The 21,235-nt window shown below is 48.9% G+C and carries 17 protein-coding genes and 3 pseudogenes; all 20 read left to right on the forward strand.

Translation table 11 applies throughout. The features are described from left to right. The first annotated feature begins 91 nt into the window (after nucleotides 1–91). The gene (locus tag G113_RS21025) at nucleotides 92–1,102 is read left to right on the forward strand and encodes a polysaccharide biosynthesis protein (RefSeq protein WP_152436012.1); all 1,011 of its coding nucleotides are present in this window, start codon (nucleotides 92–94) and stop codon (nucleotides 1,100–1,102) included. Nucleotides 1,103–1,105: 3 nt separating this feature from the next. Continuing rightward, nucleotides 1,106–1,612: an acyltransferase gene (locus G113_RS22070; protein ID WP_005900642.1), complete on the forward strand. Its 507-nt coding sequence runs from the start codon at nucleotides 1,106–1,108 to the stop codon at nucleotides 1,610–1,612. Nucleotides 1,613–2,007: 395 nt separating this feature from the next. Then, a pseudogene (locus G113_RS22155) lies at nucleotides 2,008–2,157 on the forward strand (DapH/DapD/GlmU-related protein); the annotation flags it as partial. A 23-nt stretch (nucleotides 2,158–2,180) separates the two neighbouring features. Next, on the forward strand, nucleotides 2,181–3,083 hold the full coding sequence (locus G113_RS10350) for a glycosyltransferase family 2 protein (RefSeq protein ID WP_005900646.1): 903 nt from the start codon (nucleotides 2,181–2,183) through the stop codon (nucleotides 3,081–3,083). A 441-nt stretch (nucleotides 3,084–3,524) separates the two neighbouring features. After that, a complete protein-coding gene (locus tag G113_RS10355) occupies nucleotides 3,525–4,331 on the forward strand; it encodes a hypothetical protein (protein ID WP_152436014.1) in 807 nt (268 codons plus the stop codon). Next, on the forward strand, nucleotides 4,328–5,365 hold the full coding sequence (locus G113_RS10360; RefSeq protein WP_005900650.1) for a glycosyltransferase family 4 protein: 1,038 nt from the start codon (nucleotides 4,328–4,330) through the stop codon (nucleotides 5,363–5,365). Before G113_RS10355 ends, G113_RS10360 begins: the two co-directional genes overlap by 4 nt. A 3-nt stretch (nucleotides 5,366–5,368) precedes the next feature. Continuing rightward, complete coding sequence (locus tag G113_RS20570) at nucleotides 5,369–5,968, forward strand: LbetaH domain-containing protein (protein ID WP_005900652.1); 600 nt, start codon at nucleotides 5,369–5,371, stop codon at nucleotides 5,966–5,968. Next, nucleotides 5,955–6,956: a CgeB family protein gene (locus tag G113_RS21345; RefSeq protein ID WP_161618911.1), complete on the forward strand. Its 1,002-nt coding sequence runs from the start codon at nucleotides 5,955–5,957 to the stop codon at nucleotides 6,954–6,956. Before G113_RS20570 ends, G113_RS21345 begins: the two co-directional genes overlap by 14 nt. A gap of 1 nt (nucleotide 6,957) precedes the next feature. Continuing rightward, entirely contained in the window at nucleotides 6,958–8,409 is a 1,452-nt protein-coding gene (locus tag G113_RS10370; protein WP_005900657.1) for a mannose-1-phosphate guanylyltransferase/mannose-6-phosphate isomerase, read from the forward strand. After that, nucleotides 8,402–9,838, forward strand: a complete 1,437-nt coding sequence (locus G113_RS10375) for a phosphomannomutase (RefSeq protein ID WP_169510551.1) — start codon at nucleotides 8,402–8,404, stop codon at nucleotides 9,836–9,838. Before G113_RS10370 ends, G113_RS10375 begins: the two co-directional genes overlap by 8 nt. 251 nt (nucleotides 9,839–10,089) lie before the next feature. Further along, a complete protein-coding gene (locus G113_RS10380) occupies nucleotides 10,090–11,163 on the forward strand; it encodes a sugar transferase (protein WP_236611747.1) in 1,074 nt (357 codons plus the stop codon). Between the two features lie 6 nt (nucleotides 11,164–11,169). Continuing rightward, nucleotides 11,170–12,085: pseudogene (gene rfbD, locus G113_RS10385) on the forward strand (dTDP-4-dehydrorhamnose reductase). 29 nt (nucleotides 12,086–12,114) lie between these two features. Then, the gene (locus tag G113_RS21030) at nucleotides 12,115–12,210 is read left to right on the forward strand and encodes a sugar phosphate nucleotidyltransferase (protein ID WP_005900667.1); all 96 of its coding nucleotides are present in this window, start codon (nucleotides 12,115–12,117) and stop codon (nucleotides 12,208–12,210) included. 167 nt (nucleotides 12,211–12,377) lie between these two features. Then, nucleotides 12,378–12,818, forward strand: coding sequence for a dTDP-4-dehydrorhamnose 3,5-epimerase (gene rfbC / locus G113_RS10390; RefSeq protein WP_005900671.1), 441 nt, complete (start codon nucleotides 12,378–12,380; stop codon nucleotides 12,816–12,818). Between the two features lie 80 nt (nucleotides 12,819–12,898). After that, nucleotides 12,899–14,065, forward strand: coding sequence for a nucleotide sugar dehydrogenase (locus G113_RS10395; protein WP_005900673.1), 1,167 nt, complete (start codon nucleotides 12,899–12,901; stop codon nucleotides 14,063–14,065). Between the two features lie 74 nt (nucleotides 14,066–14,139). Further along, a complete protein-coding gene (locus G113_RS10400) occupies nucleotides 14,140–15,150 on the forward strand; it encodes an NAD-dependent epimerase (protein ID WP_005900675.1) in 1,011 nt (336 codons plus the stop codon). A 162-nt stretch (nucleotides 15,151–15,312) separates the two neighbouring features. Further along, nucleotides 15,313–16,320, forward strand: coding sequence for an LPS O-antigen chain length determinant protein WzzB (locus tag G113_RS10405; protein ID WP_005900677.1), 1,008 nt, complete (start codon nucleotides 15,313–15,315; stop codon nucleotides 16,318–16,320). Nucleotides 16,321–16,419: 99 nt separating this feature from the next. Further along, entirely contained in the window at nucleotides 16,420–18,153 is a 1,734-nt protein-coding gene (locus tag G113_RS10410) for a PglL family O-oligosaccharyltransferase (RefSeq protein WP_005900679.1), read from the forward strand. Between the two features lie 207 nt (nucleotides 18,154–18,360). Then, nucleotides 18,361–19,044 carry a YceH family protein gene (locus G113_RS10415; protein ID WP_005900681.1) on the forward strand — a complete coding sequence of 228 codons (684 nt, stop codon included), beginning with the start codon at nucleotides 18,361–18,363 and terminating at the stop codon, nucleotides 19,042–19,044. Nucleotides 19,045–19,332: 288 nt separating this feature from the next. After that, nucleotides 19,333–21,235: pseudogene (locus G113_RS10420) on the forward strand (DEAD/DEAH box helicase); the annotation flags it as partial.

Consider the following 21,235-nt stretch of genomic DNA (forward strand, 5'->3'; position numbering starts at 1 on the left):
TTTTTGTTGTAGCTATATCATTTGTCATTGGTCTAATATCGTCTGTATTTAGTGGGTTTTTACTGGGATAGAGAGAAATGATATCCCAGCAATGATAAATCTATTGTCAAGAGTTATATTAGGTGCCTGCATTGTAATATCGGCACAATATGGCATTAAAGTAATGTCATATGTATATCTAGTCATTAATATTTTATCTTACTTGACGATATATATATCATATTCTTTTTTCAGGAACACTCTAGATAATCAACCATCAAAAGATGATTTTGAGTACAGGTTTGGAAATTTTTTTTCATATTTCATTGGTATAAGTGTCTTTAATTTAGCTTCCTTTATGTTGGTCGGGTTAAATGGGATCTTAGTAGGGAAATATGCTTTTAATGAGTTTGCATATTATTCATTGGGAATGAGCTTAGTAACCGCTGCTGTAGGATGTATTAATGCCGCGATGTCACCAATAATACAGCCGCTGGTGAAGCTCTCTAATAGAAGTGACTCTTCAAAAAATCTAAACATATTAATATACAACCTAACTTTTATTGTTATGTGGTTATCTATAATCTCTATAATAATAGCATTTTATATCGGGCCATACATTTTGAGTTTATGGGTAGGAGATTCTATATCTATCCATGTAGAAAATATATTTATATCTTTGATGGCTGTTAATCTTGTTAGGTTAGTTGGTGCTCCACTGGGTCTATTATATATAGCTCAAGCTAAGCAGAATAAAATAATGCACTATCCACTAATAGAAAGTGTCATTAGCGTTGTATTAACTATTTTTCTAATTAGTTCCTATGGAATGTATGCGGTACCTATAGGGCTGGCTATTTCAGCTTCCCTAATACTATTTATATATTCATTTAAATTATTAAATATACTAGATGAACATAGTTATTTTATTAGATATAAATTTATTTTCTTAATATATCCACTGTCAACGTTCATTTTTATTATCGGTTTAGTCGAGGCGAAAAAAGAAAGCATAGATATTTTAATTTATATGCTAAATTTCGTATCAGTTCTAGCTCTAATAATAGGTGGATATTTGGTGTTGAGAAAAGCAAAAAATATTAAAAAAATTCTCGAGGTGTGATTCATGGTTGGACGATTGATCAACTTGATATATAAAATTAAATATAGATTTTTCCTAGATAAGAGAGTTGATATATCACCTCATAATGTTTTCATCCATAATGCTGCTACATTTATCGTTACAGGTAATTCAAACTCTAATATAAAAATAAATAAGAATGTGTATGTTGGTAGATTTGCAAATATACATACTGGCTCTCAAATTATAATCGGGGAGGGTGCTGTTTTAAGTGACTATGTGTATTTAAGTACACTCTCACACGGATTAGATCCACAGTCAGGACCAATAATGCAGCAAGAGTCCTATGATAAAGGGCCAATAATTCTAGGTGAAAATGTATTCGTTGGCTTTGGCTGTAAAATTATGCCGAATGTCACTCTAGGAGACTGGTGTATTGTTGGGGCTGGTGCGGTTGTGACTAAATCATTTCCTGGTTATGTAATGATCGCAGGAAATCCGGCTAAAATAATTAAAAAATATGATTCCCAATCTAATAAATGGGTGAGTTAAATATGTACTTTGACAAGATAATAAATGGCATGTTCTTGATATATAGTCAGCTAAAGTACAAGATTCTTATGCATAGCTTTGGCCACAAAAGTAGAATAATAAAACCTATGCTAATATCCAATCATAAGCATATTTCTGTAGGTGATAATGTTTTTATTAGAGATGGCGTTAGATTAGAAGTCGTTGACCCACAGAATGATATAGTAATAAAAATTGGAAATAACGTTAATATAGAACAGTATGTTCATATCGTTGCTCGATGCAATATATCAATAGGTGATAATGTATCTATTACTGGCGGATGTTCTATTGTAGATGTTGTCCATCCATATAATGACGTGTTCGCAGCCAATAAAATAGGTGACAGAATAGAAGATGTATGTATGCCGGTGTTGATAGGTGACGGAAGTTTTATTGGCTTCGGTTCACATATAAATCCAGGTGTAACAATAGGTCGTAATTGCATCGTAGGAGCAAGATCTGTCGTCACTAAAAATGTAGATGACTACAGCGTAGTCGCTGGGAATCCTGCAAGAGTAATCAAAAAGTATAATTTTGATAAGCATGTATGGGAGAGAGTATAGTGTATTCGTCAAAAATAGGTCTTATTACGGTCCTTTATAATACACCTGAAGTGTTACCCGACTTTTTTAAAAGCCTTGCATGCCAGAATTATAAAAACTTTATCCTCTATGTGATAGATAACAGCTCTAAACCCGAATCACTGCATCTGGCACGAGAGCTGGCCGCTCAGTATGGTATTGAAACTACCTTTATCGACAATCAGGGCAACAATGTCGGTGTAGCTGCCGGAAACAATCAGGGGGCACTTGCCGCAGGGCGTGATGATTGTGACTATATAGTATTTATTAACAACGATCTGTTGTTTGAACAATCTACTGTATTTTCGGAACTGGTCAAGGTAGCAATTGATGATAATGTGAAGGTCTTGAGTCCGCTTATTCTGAATTATCCTGCTGGTAATATCTGGTACGCAGGTGGAGAAATCGATGAGCTCAGGGCGGTTGCCCCACATTTCATGATTGATGAAGTGTATCAGCCTAAAACCATCAGACGTGAATGTTTCACTTATGCACCTACCTGCTTTCTCATGATCTCTTGTGATGTATGGGAACGTGTCGGGCTTATGGATGAACGCTACTTTGCTTATTATGATGATACTGATTTTCTATATCGTATAGTTCAATCAGGTTTTCTAGTTGAATTAATCCCGAATGCCTTGATCTACCACAAGGTGGGCAGCTCTACTGGAGGGGATATCTCACATTTTGGTATGTATCATCTCACTCGAAATCGTATCTATTTCATCAAGAAAAACATTAGAGGAATAAAAAAGGTTATCAGCCTTTCATATACGCTGGCGACTAGGATTGTTCGAATGTTGACAATAAAAAATCCTGAACTGCGCAGCGCTATTTGTAAAGGTATTCTTGACGGGTTGAAAATGTAATATGAAGGTCTCTAGTTTTCCAGTGCTATTACCATCTGGGTGGTTCATGATAATGGCACTACCATCAATGCTGATGGTTTTTAAACTTGCTTCATCTTTCTCTATTGGAATCCTCTGTTCATCAGTTATATTTTTAATTGCACTGTTCATACTTTCACTCCTGCGCAGGAGTGATTCTCGTTCAGAATGTAGCGTGAAAAACATTATTTTATTGATGTTTTTTTGTTATTTATAATGCTGCACTTTTATATGGTAAACATGCTTCGATTTCATTTCAATTATATTGATTTGAATCGTTTTATGTTGAGTTACATAACATTCAGTTTGATGCTGTGCTGTGCATTATCAATTTCTACATCACTAAAAATGGTGAGTAATGAATATTTTTACAAATCTTGTATGGTGATATCAATAATTCTGTTTTTTAATGGATTGATATCTTTGAGTCAGATTGATTTTTTTGGCACCGGCTTAGCAAAACCTTCTTTCATCTATTTAGAACCATCCCACTTTGCACTAGTTGTCGCGCCGTTTATCTCTTACTATTGCCTAACGACAACGAGAGTAAAAGGCATATTAATACTGCTCTTTGTTGCAGGATGGGCTGCATATATTCAAAATATGACAATGATGTTGGCCGTTCTCATTGCTTATTTACTCTCAACGAGAAATAATTTATTTTTGTCACTGTGCTCACTATTACTTGTGGTGAGTGTGCTGGTCATTTTTATTGATGCAGATAAACTTAGTTATTTTAGTGATCGCCTGTCACTTTCTGGTAGCAGTGATAACCTTTCAGTTCTTGTTCTATATCAAGGATGGGATAACGCCATAAAGACACTTACCGGGTCCTGGTTAGGTGGTGGTTTTCAGCAATTTGGTATAACAACCTTAACCGGTGATGTGAGTGAGAAACTATATCAGTTGTTAGGTTTTGATATAAATCAGTTTGATGGTGGTTCTACTGCACCTAAAGTCATTGGTGAGTTCGGGTTGTTTGGCTTGATATTGTTGGTTTTCTACCTTGTTACATTGTTCTTATTATTCAGAAAGATTCGCACCCAAAAAATAGAGAGTAAGAAGGATCTTTTTGCTGCGACTGTAATAATAACAAGTTCACTGGAGTTTTTTGTTAGAGGGGTTGGCTATTTTAGCCCATCATTATTTATGCTCGCGGTCAGTGTTTTCTATCTATTAGATAAAACAAGAAAAGAAAAAACACTCCATAAGGAAAATAATACATTATGAAGTTGGTTATAGATGGGATTATTGAAAGCTTACAAAATAACGGTGGTTGCACGGTATATTTTAACCAGTTCCTTTCTTTTCTACAGCAAGATAAAAAGGTTTCTCTGACATATATACGTTTCTTTCCTGTCATGGGGGAAAATGTTTCTTTGCATGATGCGAATTGTAGTTTAGTGAAACGAGACCAACGTTTCTTGGAAAGGTGGCGTGATGTAGACACATCTCAGTTTGGTGATGATATTATCTTCCACTCTACCCATTACAGGCTACCTACTCGCAACGTCAGGACAGTAACCACCGTACATGACTTTACTTATGAGTTGTACCGGAAAGGCCCTGCCCGTTGGATGCACTCTTGGCAGAAATTTAGGGCGATCAGAAACAGCGACTTGGTGATTTGTGTTTCTCAAAACACTGCCGATGACCTGATGCGTTTTTGTCCTATTGAGAGAGATAAAATTCGAGTTGTTTACAACGGAGTTTCTGAGTCCTACTTTCCGATCCAGGGTGTACAGAAAGACTCTAGCGTTATTTTTGTGGGAGCTCGTGGTTGGTATAAGAACTTTACGCTTGCTGTTCGTACTCTGAACCTATTTCCCTACTTGAAGCTCACTATTGTGGGAGGGGGGGCTCTGACACCTGAAGAAAGAGCATTGTTGGAAGAGTGCATTCCTGGCAGGTATGAGTGGCTGGGACGTATTTCTGATAGTGGATTAAATGAGCTCTACAACAAGGCTTATTGCCTATTTTATCCATCAAGCTATGAAGGATTTGGTATACCGGTAGCAGAGGCCATGCGTTCGGGATGTCCTGTTGTCGCTGTACATACTTCTTCAATACCCGAGGTCGCAGGCGATGCAGCACTGTTAGTTAAGGGTGCTACTGTAGATGCATTCAGGGCTGCTTTTACTCAACTTGAGTCGCAAGCGCTTAGAAAAAAACTGATAGCAGACGGTTTGGTGCAAGCAAAAAAATTCTCTTGGGAAAAATGCTATCAAGATACCTTGTGCGTATATCAGGAGTTGATGGAGTAAGGTATGGGATTTTATATAGTTCACTACGGTTTTTTGGGGTGTATCAGGTTGGCAATGGAGGTTATCCTCACCAAGTTAAGATTCCGTAATGCAAAAGTGATACGTACCCCATTTGAATGCCGGGGTAAGAAACATATCGACGTTGGTCTGGGATTTACTACAGGAAGATATTGTAGGCTAGAAGCACATGGTTCAGAAGGAATGAACATCATCATCGGTAATAATTGCCAGATTAATGATTCTGTCCATATTGCTGCGGCTGAAAGTATTATGATCGGCAATGATGTATTGATTGCCAGTCGAGTTTTTATCACCGACCTCAATCATGGCAGCTATAGCGGGGTTGAGCACTCTCATCCTGATTCAATCTGCAGGGAGCGGACATTACATACCAAGCCGGTTGTCATTGAGTCAAATGTTTGGCTTGGGGAAGGTGTGGTGGTATTACCTGGTGTCACAATTGGCAAGTCCTCCATCATCGGTGCAAATTCAGTGGTTTCCAGAGATATACCAGCAAACTCCATTGCAGTAGGCAATCCGGCAAGAGTGATTAAACAGTTTGACTTTCAACGTGGGCAATGGGTGACTGTTGATGCGAAGTAATGCTAGTGCTGTGTTGATATGCCCGGATTTTTTTGATTATAAAATTCTACTTACAGCAGAACTTGAACGCCGCTACGCGTCGGTGTTCTCTTTCTCTGACCGGCCACAATGCACCTCTGTAGCAAAGGCATTGATAAAGTTTAATATTCTTGGATATGCCCATGTTTCCGCCAGAAAATATAGTGAGAAAGTTTTTTATGCTATTTCCGACAAGCTTTCTGACATCGCTGAAGTCATTATTGTCAAGGGAACCTGTATCGCTCCTTACTTCATTGAGGAAATAAAAAAAATCAATCCCAAAGTAAGGGTGACCTGTTATAGCTGGGATTCAATATCTAATATAAAAACTTTTCCTTTATTAGCTGCCAAAGCTGATGTGTCATATACATTTGACCTTTCCGATTGCAAGGCATATGGCTATCGCTATTTGCCATTGTTCTATTCCGATAATAAAAACCGCAACGTGACTGTCGATAAGAAGTATAAATATAGTTTTATTGGCAGTTATCACGGTGACCGTGTAGCTGTCTTGCAACATATTTTTTCCCATGAAAATGATAACAATGTATATGTGAAAATATTTTTCCAGAGTAAATTGCAATTTGCATTTTACTATCTTCTCGATCCTGCCTTGCGCACGGCTCCTAAGGATTGGCTCACATTCAAGCCACTGGCAAGGAATAAAATTACTGATGTGGCTGAGCATAGTGAATATGTCATAGACATACATAATGCCAATCAAACTGGTCTCACCATGCGAACGTGGGAGACGTTGGGTGATGGTCATAAATTGGTAACGACAAATGCTGCTGTTCTTTGTCATGCAGATATGAAAGAAGTTATTATCATTGATAGGAATACCGGAGTGCGATGGTCTGAGTCACAATGTGTTCAGTACTTGGATAAAATGTCGAATTCCGCGCTGAGTGTAGATTCGTTGTCCTTATCTACATGGCTTGATAACTTGTTGGCAAGAAGTGAAAATTAATATGGCTGTTATTCCCGTAATCATGGCTGGAGGCTCTGGCTCCAGGCTTTGGCCCATGTCTCGTGAGCATTTTCCAAAACAGTTTCTAAACTTGTATGGCAATAATTCAATGCTGCAAGAGACTGTAAACAGGCTTGCTGATATCGAATGTACCGCACCCCTGATCTTGTGCAATGAAAAGCATCGTTTTATTGTGGCCGAACAACTTCGCCAGCTCGATATTCTTGCCAATAACATCATTCTTGAGCCGATAGGGAGAAATACTGCCCCGGCAATAGCGTTGGCTGCAATACAGAGTCTGAACAGTGCTGATGATGCCTATGACCCGATATTGTTGGTACTGGCTGCAGATCACTTGATTAAGGATCAACAGGCATTTACCAATGCGATTAACAGTGCCATTCCGTTTGCAGAGTCTGGCAAATTGGTCACGTTCGGAATTGTTCCAAATGCGCCAGAGACGGGTTATGGCTACATTCATCGCGGTAGTGAACTGGATGCTTCCCGGGATGGAGAGAAGGCATATTGTGTCAATCGGTTTGTCGAAAAGCCGAATGTGAATGTTGCCAAGAGCTATCTGGAAAGTGGTGAGTATTACTGGAACAGCGGCATGTTTATGTTCAGTGCTCGCCGTTATCTGTCAGAGTTGAAACTATCGCGTCCTGATATATATGATGCATGCGTGGCTTCAATGAATGATGTCAGAGGTGATCTGGACTTTATCCGGATCAACAATGATGAATTCAGGCAATGTCCCAGTGATTCTATTGACTATGCCATTATGGAGAAAACTTCGGATGCGGTTGTTATCCCAATGGATGCTGGTTGGAATGATGTAGGTTCATGGTCATCCTTGTGGGAAATATCGGATAAAGATGCCTGCGGCAATGTCAGTCGTGGTGACGTTATTTTGAACGAAAGTCATAATAACTATGTTTCTGCCGAATCTGTTCTCGTTTCCACCATAGGTGTGGACAATCTGGTCATCATTCAAACAAAGGATGCTATTCTTGTGTCAAGCAAAGACAAGGTACAAGATGTTAAATCCATTGTTGAAGAGCTCAAGCTTTGTGGCCGGAAGGAATATAGTACTCACCGTGAGGTTTACAGGCCTTGGGGACAATATGACTCCATTGATGATGGTGACGGTTACCAAGTTAAAAAATTATTAATCAGGCCCGGTGAACGTTTATCAACACAAATGCATCATCATAGGGCTGAACACTGGATTGTGGTTTCAGGTACGGCCAAAGTGACCAATGCGGAACGAGAGTTTCTGATCACCGAAAATGAGTCAACCTTTATCCCTATTGGCGCAATACATTCTCTTGAAAACCCTGGAAAGGTTGATCTCGAGTTGATCGAGATCCGCTCAGGTAAATATCTCGATGAGGATGACATTATTCGTTTAAGTGATAAATATGGTCGCGTTGATGGGGGTGGGTATGATTAATCAGCAATGTCTTGTAAGCAAGAATGTCATAAAACAAAGTGGCATTGAGTTTGGTACCAGCGGCGCCAGAGGTCTTGTCACAGATTTTACACCAGAAGTATGCATTGCATTTACTTATGCCTTTATTGCGGTAATGAAGTCCTCCTACCGCTTTAATCAAGTCGCCTTGGCCGTTGACAATAGACCCAGCAGTTATGGCATGGCGATGGCATGTGCTGCGGCTTTGGAAATGATGGGGCTTGAACCCGTCTATTACGGTGTAATACCCACACCGGCACTGGCATATAAAGCCATGACTGATGCGATACCTTGCATCATGGTGACAGGAAGCCATATTCCATTTGATCGTAATGGGCTAAAATTCTATCGCCCTGATGGCGAGATTTCCAAGTGTGATGAATTGGCTATTCTTTCAGCAGAGGAAACTTTCTCGGTTGAAAATAATCAGCTGTGCTTGGAACCAAGAACTGATGCTGCTGCTGCTTATATGGAGCGTTATACTTCACTTTTCGACAATCCGCCGCTTGCTGGCATGAGACTCGGTATTTATGAGCACTCGAGTGCGGGGCGTGATATCTATGCAGTACTCTTTGAAAGATTAGGTGCTGAAGTCATCTCTCTTGAGCGCACTGAGCATTTTGTACCTATCGATACCGAGGCCGTTTCTGAAGCCGATCAAGACAAGGCCAAGAAATGGTCCCAGTTGCACAATCTCGATGCCATTTTTTCTACGGATGGTGATGGTGACCGGCCTTTAGTGGCTGACGAATCAGGAAATTGGTTGAGAGGCGATATATTGGGTCTGCTATGTGCTGCCCAATTAGGTATAGAAGCCGTTGCGATTCCTATTAGCTGCAATACAGCAGTGAGTGCTTGTGGCAAATTTCAAAGTGTCACGCATACAAAGATTGGCTCGCCATATGTATTGGAGGCATTTTCAGAATTGAATCTCAAATATGCCTCTGTTGCCGGTTTCGAAGCCAATGGCGGTTTTTTGCTGGGCAGTCATGTAGAGTTTAATGGCCAACCATTGGCTCCCTTGCCGACCAGAGATGCTGTCTTACCAGCATTGATATTGTTTGTTAGTGCTCAATTATCAAAAATATCAGCAATGGTCAGTGAACTTCCCCAAAGATTTACTTACTCGGATAGAATCAAGGATTTCCCCAGGGAGAAAAGTAATAAAATAATTGAGCTGGGTGTTTCCGATATTTCATTGTTAATGTCGGAACTTCACTTTGATAAGCATCAGATAGTATTGGTTGATCAAACCGATGGATTGAGAGTTGTATTCTTCGGTGGGGATGTATTGCATCTTCGCCCTTCAGGTAATGCACCAGAGCTTCGCTGCTATGCCGAGTCACATAGTGTAGAGAGCGCGAAGTTAATTGTTAATCAGTGTCTTGGTTATTTGAAAGGATCGATTTAAAATAGTCTTTCATAAATCAATTTGAACAACTTTCACGCTCATGGAGTAATACATTGAGTTATCAACGCCGTCATTCACGCTGGTATGAGCGTGTGTTATTCAGCCCTCCCTCCCTTTTTCTGTTTGGAGCTTTGCTTGCTGTGTGTTTGCCGGCCATTGAGCGCTGGGGTTGGGATTTTTGGGAAAGGCTTGATGCAGTAAGAGTCAACACCCTGGCAGGTGCTTTTGTAGCGTTTCTGCTGACCGGGATCGTGTTGCACCGCTTCCTGCGCTACCCGGGAGCCAGTCCGGTTGCCTATATGATCCCCACGGTGACCACCCTCTATGGCGCCCTAGTCGGTATTCTCTTCTTCCTGCGCCTGCCTTACAGCCGGCAGGTATTGTTCGAGTCATATGTGGTGGCACTGCTCTGCTGCTGGCTTGCCTATTTTATCGGTCGCCGTTACCGGACACCCAAGTATGCATTGCTGCCCTTTGGTGACTATCAACCTCTTACGCAGCATACCTGCGTGCAGTGGCGTCTTCTGGACAAGCCTGATCTGGGCGCCGTGCGTTATGACGCTGTAGTGGCCGATTTGCGGGATGAAAAGCTGGCCGGTGAGTGGGAGCGTTTCCTGGCTCGGTGTGCCCTGGCCCATATTCCCGTCTATCACATCAAGCAGATCAGCGAAACCCTCACTGGTCGAGTGAAAATAGACCACCTCCATGAAAACCAGCTTGGCTCGCTACTGCCATCTCCTATTTATGCCTTCGTTAAAAGAGGGATGGACATACTGGCGGCGGTGATTGCGATACCTCTGTTTTCGCCCTTGATGCTGGTGACGGCAATCCTCATCAAGCTGGAGAGCCCGGGCCCCGTGATGTTCCTGCAAAATCGCGTGGGGAAGGGCAATCAGGATTTTCAAATTTACAAATTTCGCAGCATGTGCCAGAACTCAGAACAACATGGTGCCCAGTTTGCCCAGGATGGGGACATGCGTGTCACCAAGGTAGGCAAGGTGATCCGCAAGCTGCGTATCGATGAGCTGCCCCAGTTCTTCAATGTACTGAAAGGTGACATGAGTCTGATTGGGCCAAGGCCGGAACAACGGACCTTTGTTGATCAGTTTGAATGGGAGATCCCTTTCTATATGTATCGTCACATAGTGCGACCAGGGATCAGTGGCTGGGCACAGGTGGTGCACGGCTATGCCGCTGATGCAGATGATACCCGCATCAAAATTGAACATGATTTTTACTACATCAAGCACTTCTCGCTCTGGCTGGATGTACTCATCGTGTTCAAGACTATTCGAACCATACTGACTGGTTTTGGCGCACGGTAATCCCTGATGCGCATTTTGTTGTTGGGGGCTCGTGGCCAGTTGGGGCGAGCCCTTTCTTCTGCTCTCTGTATCCAGCAGCCTCACTGGCAGATGCTTGCTTTAGGGCGAGACGAGTGTGATATCGCCGATCCGTTCTCCCTGATTAGCACCCTGGATCGCCATTATCCGGATGTCATCATCAATGGGGCGGCCTATACGGCGGTCGATCTTGCGCAATCAGAGCCTGAACTCGCAGAGCGAACCAATCACGCAGCCGTGGCAACCCTTGCCCGGGAGGCAAATGCGCGGGGCGCCTTGCTGGTACATTTCTCTACCGACTATGTGTTCGATGGCAGTGGAAGCAAGCCCTGGACTGAGATGGACAAACCTTGCCCTCTCAATGTCTATGGCGCCAGCAAGTATGCCGGTGAGCAGGCAATAAAAGCGCTATGCCCTAACCACTTGCTCCTTCGAACCAGCTGGCTCTATGGTGGGGAGGGGAGGCATTTCGCGGACCATACTTCGCCGCGCCAGAGAAGGAGGGTCTCTTCAGGTGGTGGATGATCAATGGGGAGCGCCTACCCAGGTTCATTGGCTGGCAAGTGCAGTAGTGCTTGCCTTGGTGCAAGTGTTGAAAGAGCCGAACAAGAGAGGGCTGTATCATCTGAGCTGTCAGGGGGAGACAAGCTGGCACGGTTTTGCCTCTGCCCTGGTGCGAGAAGCGTGTCGATTTGGGCACTTGGTGCAGCTGGTTGACGTTGCCCCCATCTCTTCGGCGCATTGGCCTCAGGCTGCGTGCCGCCCTCTCAATTCCAGGCTAGACTGCCGATTGTTCTCCAGTGTTTTTCGCATCGAGCTGCCGTTATGGCAAACGCAGATGACGGAGTGGCTGGCCAGCCAGAGGGCACAACCCGATGGGCCTGATGAACTGCCTCTTCCATAGCCTCTTCTTCATTCAACCCAAGGTACGTCATGACCCAGAGTAAAGGCATGATATTGACCGGCGGTTCGGCAACTCGGCTCTATCCGGTGACCCTGGTCAGTAGCCAGCAGGTGCTGCCTGCTTGAAAGAGGTAGCTGGCCACTCTTCAGATCTTGTGGTAGCGCAACCACCCTCATTTTTAAATTGAAGATATTTATGAGATACCAATTCCTTGCTATTCCCGAGGTCAAACTGCTGCGCACAACTCGCCACAGGGATGAACGAGGCTATTTTATGGAAACCCTGCGTCAGGATGAGTTTGAGCGCCACTGTGGCCCTTTCTTCCTGGTATCAGGATAATCACAGTTACTCCAAGCAGGGCACCCTGCGTGGACTTCACTACCAAGTGGATAAACCACAGGGAAAGTTGGTGAGAGTCGTTCGTGGCATCATCTTCGATGTGGCGGTCGATGTACGTCAGGGATCAGCTTCATATGGGAAGTGGGTTGGCCAGTTCCTGTCAGAGGAGAATGGCGACCAAATGTGGATCCCCCCCGGTTTTGCTCATGGTTTCTATGTATTGAGCGAGGGTGCCGATGTCCTCTATCGATGCAGTGACTACTACTCTCCGGCGGGGGAGTGTGGTTTTCGCTGGAACTCTCCGGAATTGGCTATTACTTGGCCAATGTTGGCTGATACCCCGGTGCTACTGTCTGACAAGGATGCTACTGCACCTCTTTTCCCGCCATTCTGAATTAGGGGAAGACCGTAATTTTGTGGCACAATTGCTGATTCAAAATAAGAACCTTAATTTAATCAATAAGGTAACCCATGGTGAAAATTGCCGTAGCGGGGACCGGCTATGTCGGTCTGTCCAATGCCGTGTTGCTTGCACAGCATAATGAAGTGGTCGCGCTGGATCTGGTCGCCCAAAAGGTTGACTTGATCAACCAGGGCAAGTCTCCCATCGCCGATGCCGAGCTTGAGCATTACCTTGCTCACGAGCCGCTCAATTTGACGGCCACCCTGGACAAGCATCACGCCTATCAAGGGGCTGATTTTGTCATCATAGCGACCCCGACCGATTACGATGCCGATACCCACTATTTCAATACCCGCTCGGTCGAGGCGGTGATCAGGGATGTGATGGCCATCAATCCTACGGCGGTGATGGTGATCAAATCTACCGTTCCAGTGGGTTATACCAAGGCGCTCAAAGAAGAACTTGATTGTGATAACTTGATGTTTTCACCAGAGTTCTTGCGAGAGGGGCGGGCACTTCATGACAACTTGCACCCCTCGCGCATCATAGTGGGGGAGCGCTCCGAGCGGGCTGAGCGGTTCGCCGCCCTGCTGCAGGGCGGCGCCGTCAAGCAGGACGTGCCGGTACTGCTGACGGACAGCACCGAGGCGGAAGCAATTAAGCTGTTTGCCAATACCTACCTCGCCATGAGGGTGGCCTACTTCAACGAGCTGGATACCTATGCCCAGGCTCATGGTCTGGACAGTCGCCAGATCATCGAAGGGGTGGGGCTGGATCCGCGCATCGGCAGTCACTATAACAACCCCTCCTTTGGCTATGGTGGTTACTGTTTGCCCAAGGATACCAAGCAGCTGCTTGCCAACTATGACAATGTGCCCAACAACCTGGTACGGGCCATTGTCGATGCCAATACCACCCGCAAAGACTTCATTGCCGACTCCATCATTCGTCGCAACCCCAAAGTGGTCGGTGTCTATCGTTTGATCATGAAATCGGGTTCCGATAATTTCCGCGCCTCTGCCATTCAAGGGGTGATGAAGCGGATCAAGGCAAAAGGGATCGAGGTGGTGGTGTTTGAGCCCGCGCTCAAAGAGCAGACCTTCTTCAACTCCCGGGTCATCACAGATCTGGCAGAGTTCAAGCAGATATCCGATGTGATCCTCTCCAATCGCATGGCAAGCGAGCTGGGCGATGTCGCAGAAAAGGTCTATACCCGGGATCTGTTTGGTAGCGACTGAGCAGAACGCAATGATTGAGGCCACATCTACACGCTGTAGAGGTGGTTTATCCCAAGGCTATTGAAGGTGTTCCCATGAAGTATCTGGTCACAGGCGCCGCTGGTTTTATTGGCTTTCATCTGGTGCAGCGACTCTGCGCTGACGGCCATGAGGTGATCGGTATCGATAACCTCAATGATTATTACGAGGTGAGCCTCAAGGAGGCACGCCTCGCGCAGCTGGCCCCTCTACCTGGTTTTCGATTTATCCGACTGGATCTTGCCGATCGTGCAGGCATGGCCAAGCTGTTTGCCGATGAAGGATTCGAACGGGTTGTTCATCTGGCTGCCCAGGCGGGCGTGCGCTATTCCCTCGATAATCCTTTTGCCTATGCCGACAGCAATCTGGTGGGGCAGCTCACTGTACTGGAAGGGTGCCGTCATCATGGTATCGGCCATTTAATCTACGCTTCGTCCAGCTCGGTCTATGGCCTCAATGATCAGATGCCCTTCGCCACCACAGATGGCGTGGATCACCCCATTTCGCTCTATGCGGCCAGCAAGAAGGCCAATGAGCTGATGGCGCACAGCTACTCCCACCTCTATGGCCTTCCCACCACTGGCCTGCGTTTCTTTACCGTCTATGGCCCCTGGGGCAGACCCGACATGGCGCTGTTCAAGTTCACCAAGGCTATCCTGGCGGGCGAGCCCATCGATGTGTATAACCAGGGCCAGCTGTCGCGCGACTTTACCCATGTGGATGATATCGTCGAGGGGATAATGCGGGTGGCGGATCATGTGCCGGCAGCCAACCCTGAGTGGACGACGAGCCAAGGTGCGAGGGATCAAAGTTCAGCCCCCTACCGTCTGTTCAATATTGGTAATGGCAGTCCGGTACGACTGCTCGACTTTATCGAGGCGTTGGAGGATGCCATCGGCAAACCGGCCATCAAGAATATGATGCCGATGCAGCCTGGTGATGTACATGCCACCTGGGCCGATACCCGGGGTCTGTTCGATGCCGTCGGGTATCAACCACAGATGACGGTGGCAGCAGGTGTCAAAACCTTTATCGACTGGTATCGTGGTTACTATCAACAGGCTTGAATCGGCATAATTCGCTGCAATCCTTGCCGTAGCCGATCAACCCATCCAGTTTCCAAATAAGAGAAATATGACAGCATGAGCAATCAAGATCCTACCTTGTCTACCCAGCAAACGGCATTACCGCCAGGTTGGTCTCAAAGCCGAGCCAGTGATGAGATTGATTTGAGAGAGCTTGTCATTACGCTCTGGCGCAGCAAGCTGCTTATCCTCGGTGTCGCTGGTCTGTTTGCGGCTTGTGGCATCGCCTATGCCTTGCTGGCGCCGCAAGTCTGGGTCAGCCAGGCCGAGATAAAGCAGCCGACGCTCAAGGAGATAGAGTCGCTCGAGCTCAATATCAACCAGTTGATGAACGCCCAGGTACCGGAGACCGCCTTCACCGCCTTTGACAAGAAGGCGCTCTACAATGACTTCATCAATAATTTCAATAGCTTCAACAATAAACGCCAATTTTTGACAGAAAAGGGTTATCTCGACGCCGAGGCTGCCAAATCCGAGCTGACGGAGGAAAAAGGCAAGCGCTTGCTGCTCAAGAAGATGGCCGAAGGGATCGATGCCAAGGCCCCGGACAAGCTGAGCGAGAATATCATCCTCTCCTTCGCTGCGGGCACGGCAGAAGAGGCTAAGCTGCGTCTGGAGCAATACATCGACTTTATCCAGAGTCTGGAGTCTGCCGCCAAGGGTAAGGAACTGGATACCATCTGGCAGAACCGGCTCAAGACGTTGCAGACCCAGTATGAGAGTGCCAGGGCCGACACCCTCAAGCAGTTGCAAGACGATGTCCTTCGCACCCAATACAGTCTGCGCATTAGCCGTGCTGCCGGAATAGACTCTCCGGTTGAAAACCTCAATGCACGGGATGGCTTCGCCATCGAATGGGGTTCCCGCGCCCTGGCCGAGAAGCTTAAGGTATTAAAGGAGATCGACAACCCCGATATTCTGAACCCGGCCCTGAGCGATCTGCGCCTGAAATTGAGCAGTCTCCAGGCCATCAAGCTCGAAGAGCTGCCATTCCACTCTTTCGCATATTTGGCATCGCCCAGTGAGCCCCTGTCTCGCGATAAACCCAAGCGCCCCTTGATTGTGGTATTGGCCACCTTGCTGGGTGGCATGCTGGGGGTCGGCATAGTGCTGGTGCGTTATGCCTTCCGCGAACAAGGCAGCGCCAAGTAACACCATATCTGCATGATGAAAGAGGGCTTAGGCCCTCTTTTTATTTTTTGAGACAAAGGGTTATGCTGGGTGAATAGACAATCTCAGGATGCTGGCCAGATGCTGGAAAAAGGATTTTTTGGACTCTTCGCGCTCTATTTTTTGTTGGGAATGCATTTCTTCATGCACAACCCCGGCGGCTCAGGCCTCTACCTGCCGTTCAATGCCTGGGGCTGGATGTTTGCCAGCCTGGCCATTGGGCTGGGGCTCTGGCAAGTCACTCTGCGTCAGCGGCTAATCTGGTCATCTTTGCAGGGCTGGTTCTGGGTGGGGGCTCTCCTGCTGCTGTTGCCCATGGCCTATCCCGGTTTTGAGTTAAAGGATTATGCCATTCCCCGTTTGCTGGGGCTCTTTGCCGGTATGCTGTTCCTCTCTTGCCTCTACCAGTGGGCGTTGGATGCAGGCAGGCGTGAGCGCTTGCTCTATCTGGTATTGGGCGCCGTAGCGATTGAGGCGCTCCTCGGGCTGATAGAGTATTACCTGCTGGTGCCGGGCAACTGGCTCGGTTATGACACCCGCAACAATCGCCCCTATGGCATCTTCCAGCAGCCCAATGTGATGGCAAGCTTCATGGCGACCGGTCTGGTATTGGCGGCCTGGCTGGAGGGGAGGGGGCGGCTGGCGGGGCCCTGGCTCACAGGGTTACGTTATGGCCTCATGCTGGCGTGCCCCCTGCTGCTGGTGGTCTTGCAGTCTCGGGTGGGGCAGCTTGGCGCTTTGCTCGGCGTGATCTTGCTGCTGCCCATGCTGAAAGAGCGCAAGTTGGCTACCAGGGTATTGCTGCTGGTCGCACTCGGCATCTTGCTGGGTTTGGCATCCCAGTTGTTGATTGCCGGGGCCAAACGAGGGCTTGAGGTCTATCAGTCCGGCGGCATGAGATCCATCTACTGGCCCTATGCCATCAAGCTCATCATGCAGGCCCCCTGGAGTGGTTGGGGTTATGGCAGTTTTGAGTCGGTATTCTTGCATCACTACATGGCTGACAAGGCGCTGCAGCCAGAGATGGTGCAGATTGAATACAACCTGGATCACCCCCACAACGAGTTTCTCTACTGGGCGGTGGAGGGGGGCATAGTCCCTATGCTGGGCATGCTGCTGATGGGCGGCGCTATCTTGTGGCGCCTGAGCCAGACCCGCTGGCGCCAGGGGCTGGCTCTGCTGGCCCTGGTCACACCCATATTGCTGCACAGCCAGACGGAGTATCCCTTCTACCACGCCATCGTTCTCTGGTGGGTCTTGTTGTTGCTGCTGTTCGTGCTAGATAGCGAGGTGGAGGAGCAAGCGCCAGGGCCTGATTGGCGCGAACATGTCTATCGTCCCTGGCTGCTGCTGCGTTTTCTGGCCATTGGCATACCTCTGCTGGTCGTGCCTTTCATGCTCACCGCCATTCACACCGCTTGGGTCGTGACCAAATATGAGCGGGGTGGCTACAAGCAGCCCGCCTTGTTGCTGGAAGTAGTCAATCCCCTCGCCTGGCTGACCCGAGTCGAGTTCGACGTCAACTCGGTGCGTCTCCTAGTGGGCTTGCAAGCCCACAACCAGCAGGAGCTGATGGCCTATCTTGACTGGGGTCAGGAGTTTGTGCGCCATACCCCGAGAGCCAATATCTACGCCAACATGATAGTTGCCCTCAATGCCCTGGGGCGGGAGGAGGAGGCCAAGGCCCTGCGCCAGCAAGCATTGCTGCTCTATCCGGCCGATCCCCTGCTGACGGGCAAGGCGGCCTCTGTGGCCACTGCACTGGAGAAACGGCCCGCGGTTTCGGCCAGCTCAGCGGCGATACAGGCGCCTTAGCTGGCAGCGGCGCTGGGGAATGGCGATGGGGGCCGCCGCCGACTGCATGGATGTGCGAGGGATTGATTGAGATATGGCCGGGGCTGCTGTTTGTTTCGCCAAGGCCATGGCTTTATCGCAAAATCAGGGCGCCAGGCTGGACGGGGGGCTCCCGCGGGATAAGATAGGGCACTGAACGCAATATCTTGTTTATAAAGGGAGTCTGCAATGGAGTTGGTATTAGGCCCATTAGAAGCCCGGGTGATAGGTTGCCTCATCGAGAAAGAGATCAGCACGCCGGATCAATACCCACTGTCTCTCAATGCTCTGGTCAATGCCTGTAACCAGAAGAGCAACAGAGATCCCGTGCTGGAGCTCGAAGAGCTGCAGATCCGCGCCGTGGTCGACGAGCTGATCCGCAAGCGGCTGGTGGTCAATACCGCCGGTTTCAACGCCCGGGTGCCGCGTTATCAGCACAGGTTCTGCAATACCGAATTTGGCGATCTCAAGTTCGATGCCCAGGCGCTGGGTATCGTCTGCGAGCTGTTGCTGCGTGGCCCTCAAACGCCGGGTGAGTTGCGCTCTCGTACCAACAGGCTCTGCCAGTTTGAGGATGTGACTCAGGTCGACATCGTATTGAATGAGCTGATGGAACAGGGGCCCTATGTGGTCAAGCTGGCCCGTGAACCCGGTAAACGGGAATCCCGCTTTGCCCACCTGTTCAGTGGCGAGGTGACCGGGGTCGCGAGTGACGAAGTGAGTGCCGACTCAGGGCGCCAACCTGGCAGCAGCGGCGCTCGCGCCTTCAACTCGGTGCTCGGTGAGCGTGTCGAAACCCTGGAGACGGAAATCAGCGAGTTGCGTGCCCAGCTGGCGGCCTTGAGTGCGCGCCTGGATGAGTTGACGTCCTAAGCACCTTCTCTGCCCGATGAACCAGGGCGCTGTCATGAAAGAGACAGACAGCTCTGGTTCATTGCCTGCCGGCCCTGGCCGCGCCCAAGAGTCGTTATCCCCGCACGTTCCCGCCTTTATCTTCTCATCAGCATGCACTGACTCCATCTCTTTGCTGCGAAAACGCCCATCCGGATGAACGGGCATTTCCGGGGCAAGCCATTTTATTTGCGTTATTTCATGGTTAAGGGTCGAGCCGAAGGCGCTTTCCCGGTAAAATTCCGCTTTTGCTCCTTCGCGTGAGTCTTGATGTCTGCACCAACCTTGTCTCCAGATTGTTATGCCTTGCTCGGCGAGCTGCAGTTGCAGCGTGCCGTGAGTACCCGCTATCTGCAAGAACAGCTGCCGCTGGGCCAGGTGTTGATCGACAAGTTGACGCAGCTGCACGACGAGGGACTGATCCGGCTGCGGGGCGAGCAGCTCTGGAGTCTGAGTGCCGAGGGAACACTGGCGCTGATCCTCGGAGTTCGTCAGGGACACTGTCCCATGCCTGACTGGTCGCGGGTACCTAGCCTGACCGGCCAGGATCCCGTTCAGGCCCTGGTGCGCTCCCTCTGTCTGGGGGCTGACGGCGAGCCGCCAGCCTATCTCAATGGTGCCGATCTGCTGGCCCTGCTCGACGTACCCGAGTCCCACGCCCTGCTCGCCGGAGCCAGTCCCCAGTGGCAGCGTATCCTGCTCGAACACTTCGCCCTGCAGACGAGCCTCGATTGTCCACCGTCCCCCTGGCCCCTGGCTGAGGTGACAGTGGCGGCCGAGTTGCAGCCCTGCTATCAACAGCTGGCTGCCCAATGGCACTGGCTGTGCGATGACGGGGGGGAGCAGAGCGCGGTGCCACAAGACAGGGTTCCCGATCACCCCAATGGTTGGCCAGAGCTGATGACCCTGGCTGAGCGAGGGGGGAGTGCGCCTCTGGCAGAGGCGTTGATGAGTGCCCTCAGTCAGTGGCAGTCACGCCATGGCAAGGGTCAGTATCCACATAATTTCATGACGCTGCTCTGGCTTGGCTGGTTGCAGCAGGCGGATCCCGAGCTTGCCAGCAGCCAGCGCAAGTTGTGGCAGCGCAGCCTGGGCCAGCAGCAACCCTTGCTGCAGGATCTGATCGCCCAGTGGGCGGGGGATCGCCACGGTCAAGCGGTGGGGCTGTTTGATACCTTGCAACTGCCCGCCGACGAACTGCACTGGGGCTACCTCTGGCTCGATCTCTGTGCCCTGGCCCGCCACGGTGGTCAGAGCCCACAAGTCGCCATCTTGCACAAGTGGGATCTGGACGAGCTGCTCGGCGTGGCGCCTCGCCATCGCCTGATGGGGTTTTGTCAGGATCTGCTGCGCCAATTGCTCGGCCAGGCGGCCAGGCAAGGCCCCCTCGATCGTCTTGTCCCTGACGTACAAGCGAGCGGAGATGAGGATGACGATGACAAGGGGGCGGCATCGGCCAGCTGGCTCAACTGGCTGCAAGGGCTGGGACGCGCCAGCGGGGGGCGAAAAAACAAGGAGCAACTGGTCTGGCTGTTACATGCAGAAGGGCCCGAGCTCGAATGCAAGATCCAGAAACAGAGCACCAAGGGAGAGTGGACCGCGGGTCGCCGGGTCGATCCCGGTCTGCTCTCCACGCAATATGCAGCCCTGCTCGATGAGGAGGACTGGGCGCTGGTGCGGCTGCTGCCGCGCAACATGAGTCGCTTGCCGGATGAACTCTGGCCTGTGCTCGCCCAGCATCCGCGTCTGCTCAATGCCAAGGGCCAGAAGCTGCAGCTTGCCCTGAGTGCCCCCTTGCTGCAGATAGTGGCGGAGGATGCGGGCATGCGCGGTGTGCTGAGCCCGGCGCAGGCCAGCAAAGGGGCGCACATAGTGCCGCTGGCCCAGGATCTGTGGCAGTTGATGCTGACGCCGCCCGACCTGCAGCCCTTGCTGCCCGCTCTGGCGTCGATTCCGCCCCTGCCGGGAGAGGGGCTGGCCGCCCTGCAACAGACACTCAATGACATTCCAGGGTTGCCCTGGCACAGCGAGGTGGCTGGGCTCCAAGGCAACGTCGAGCTCAAGTCCTGGCCTGGGTTGGCATCGGTCCAGCTCGACTGGCAGGATGGCCAGCTTGCGGTCCGGTTGGTCACTCAGCTCGATGAGATGCCAGCCCTGCCGCTGGGCAAGGGGG

The sequence above is a fragment of the Aeromonas molluscorum 848 genome, from assembly GCF_000388115.1.
In the GTDB taxonomy this organism is placed as follows: domain Bacteria; phylum Pseudomonadota; class Gammaproteobacteria; order Enterobacterales; family Aeromonadaceae; genus Aeromonas; species Aeromonas molluscorum.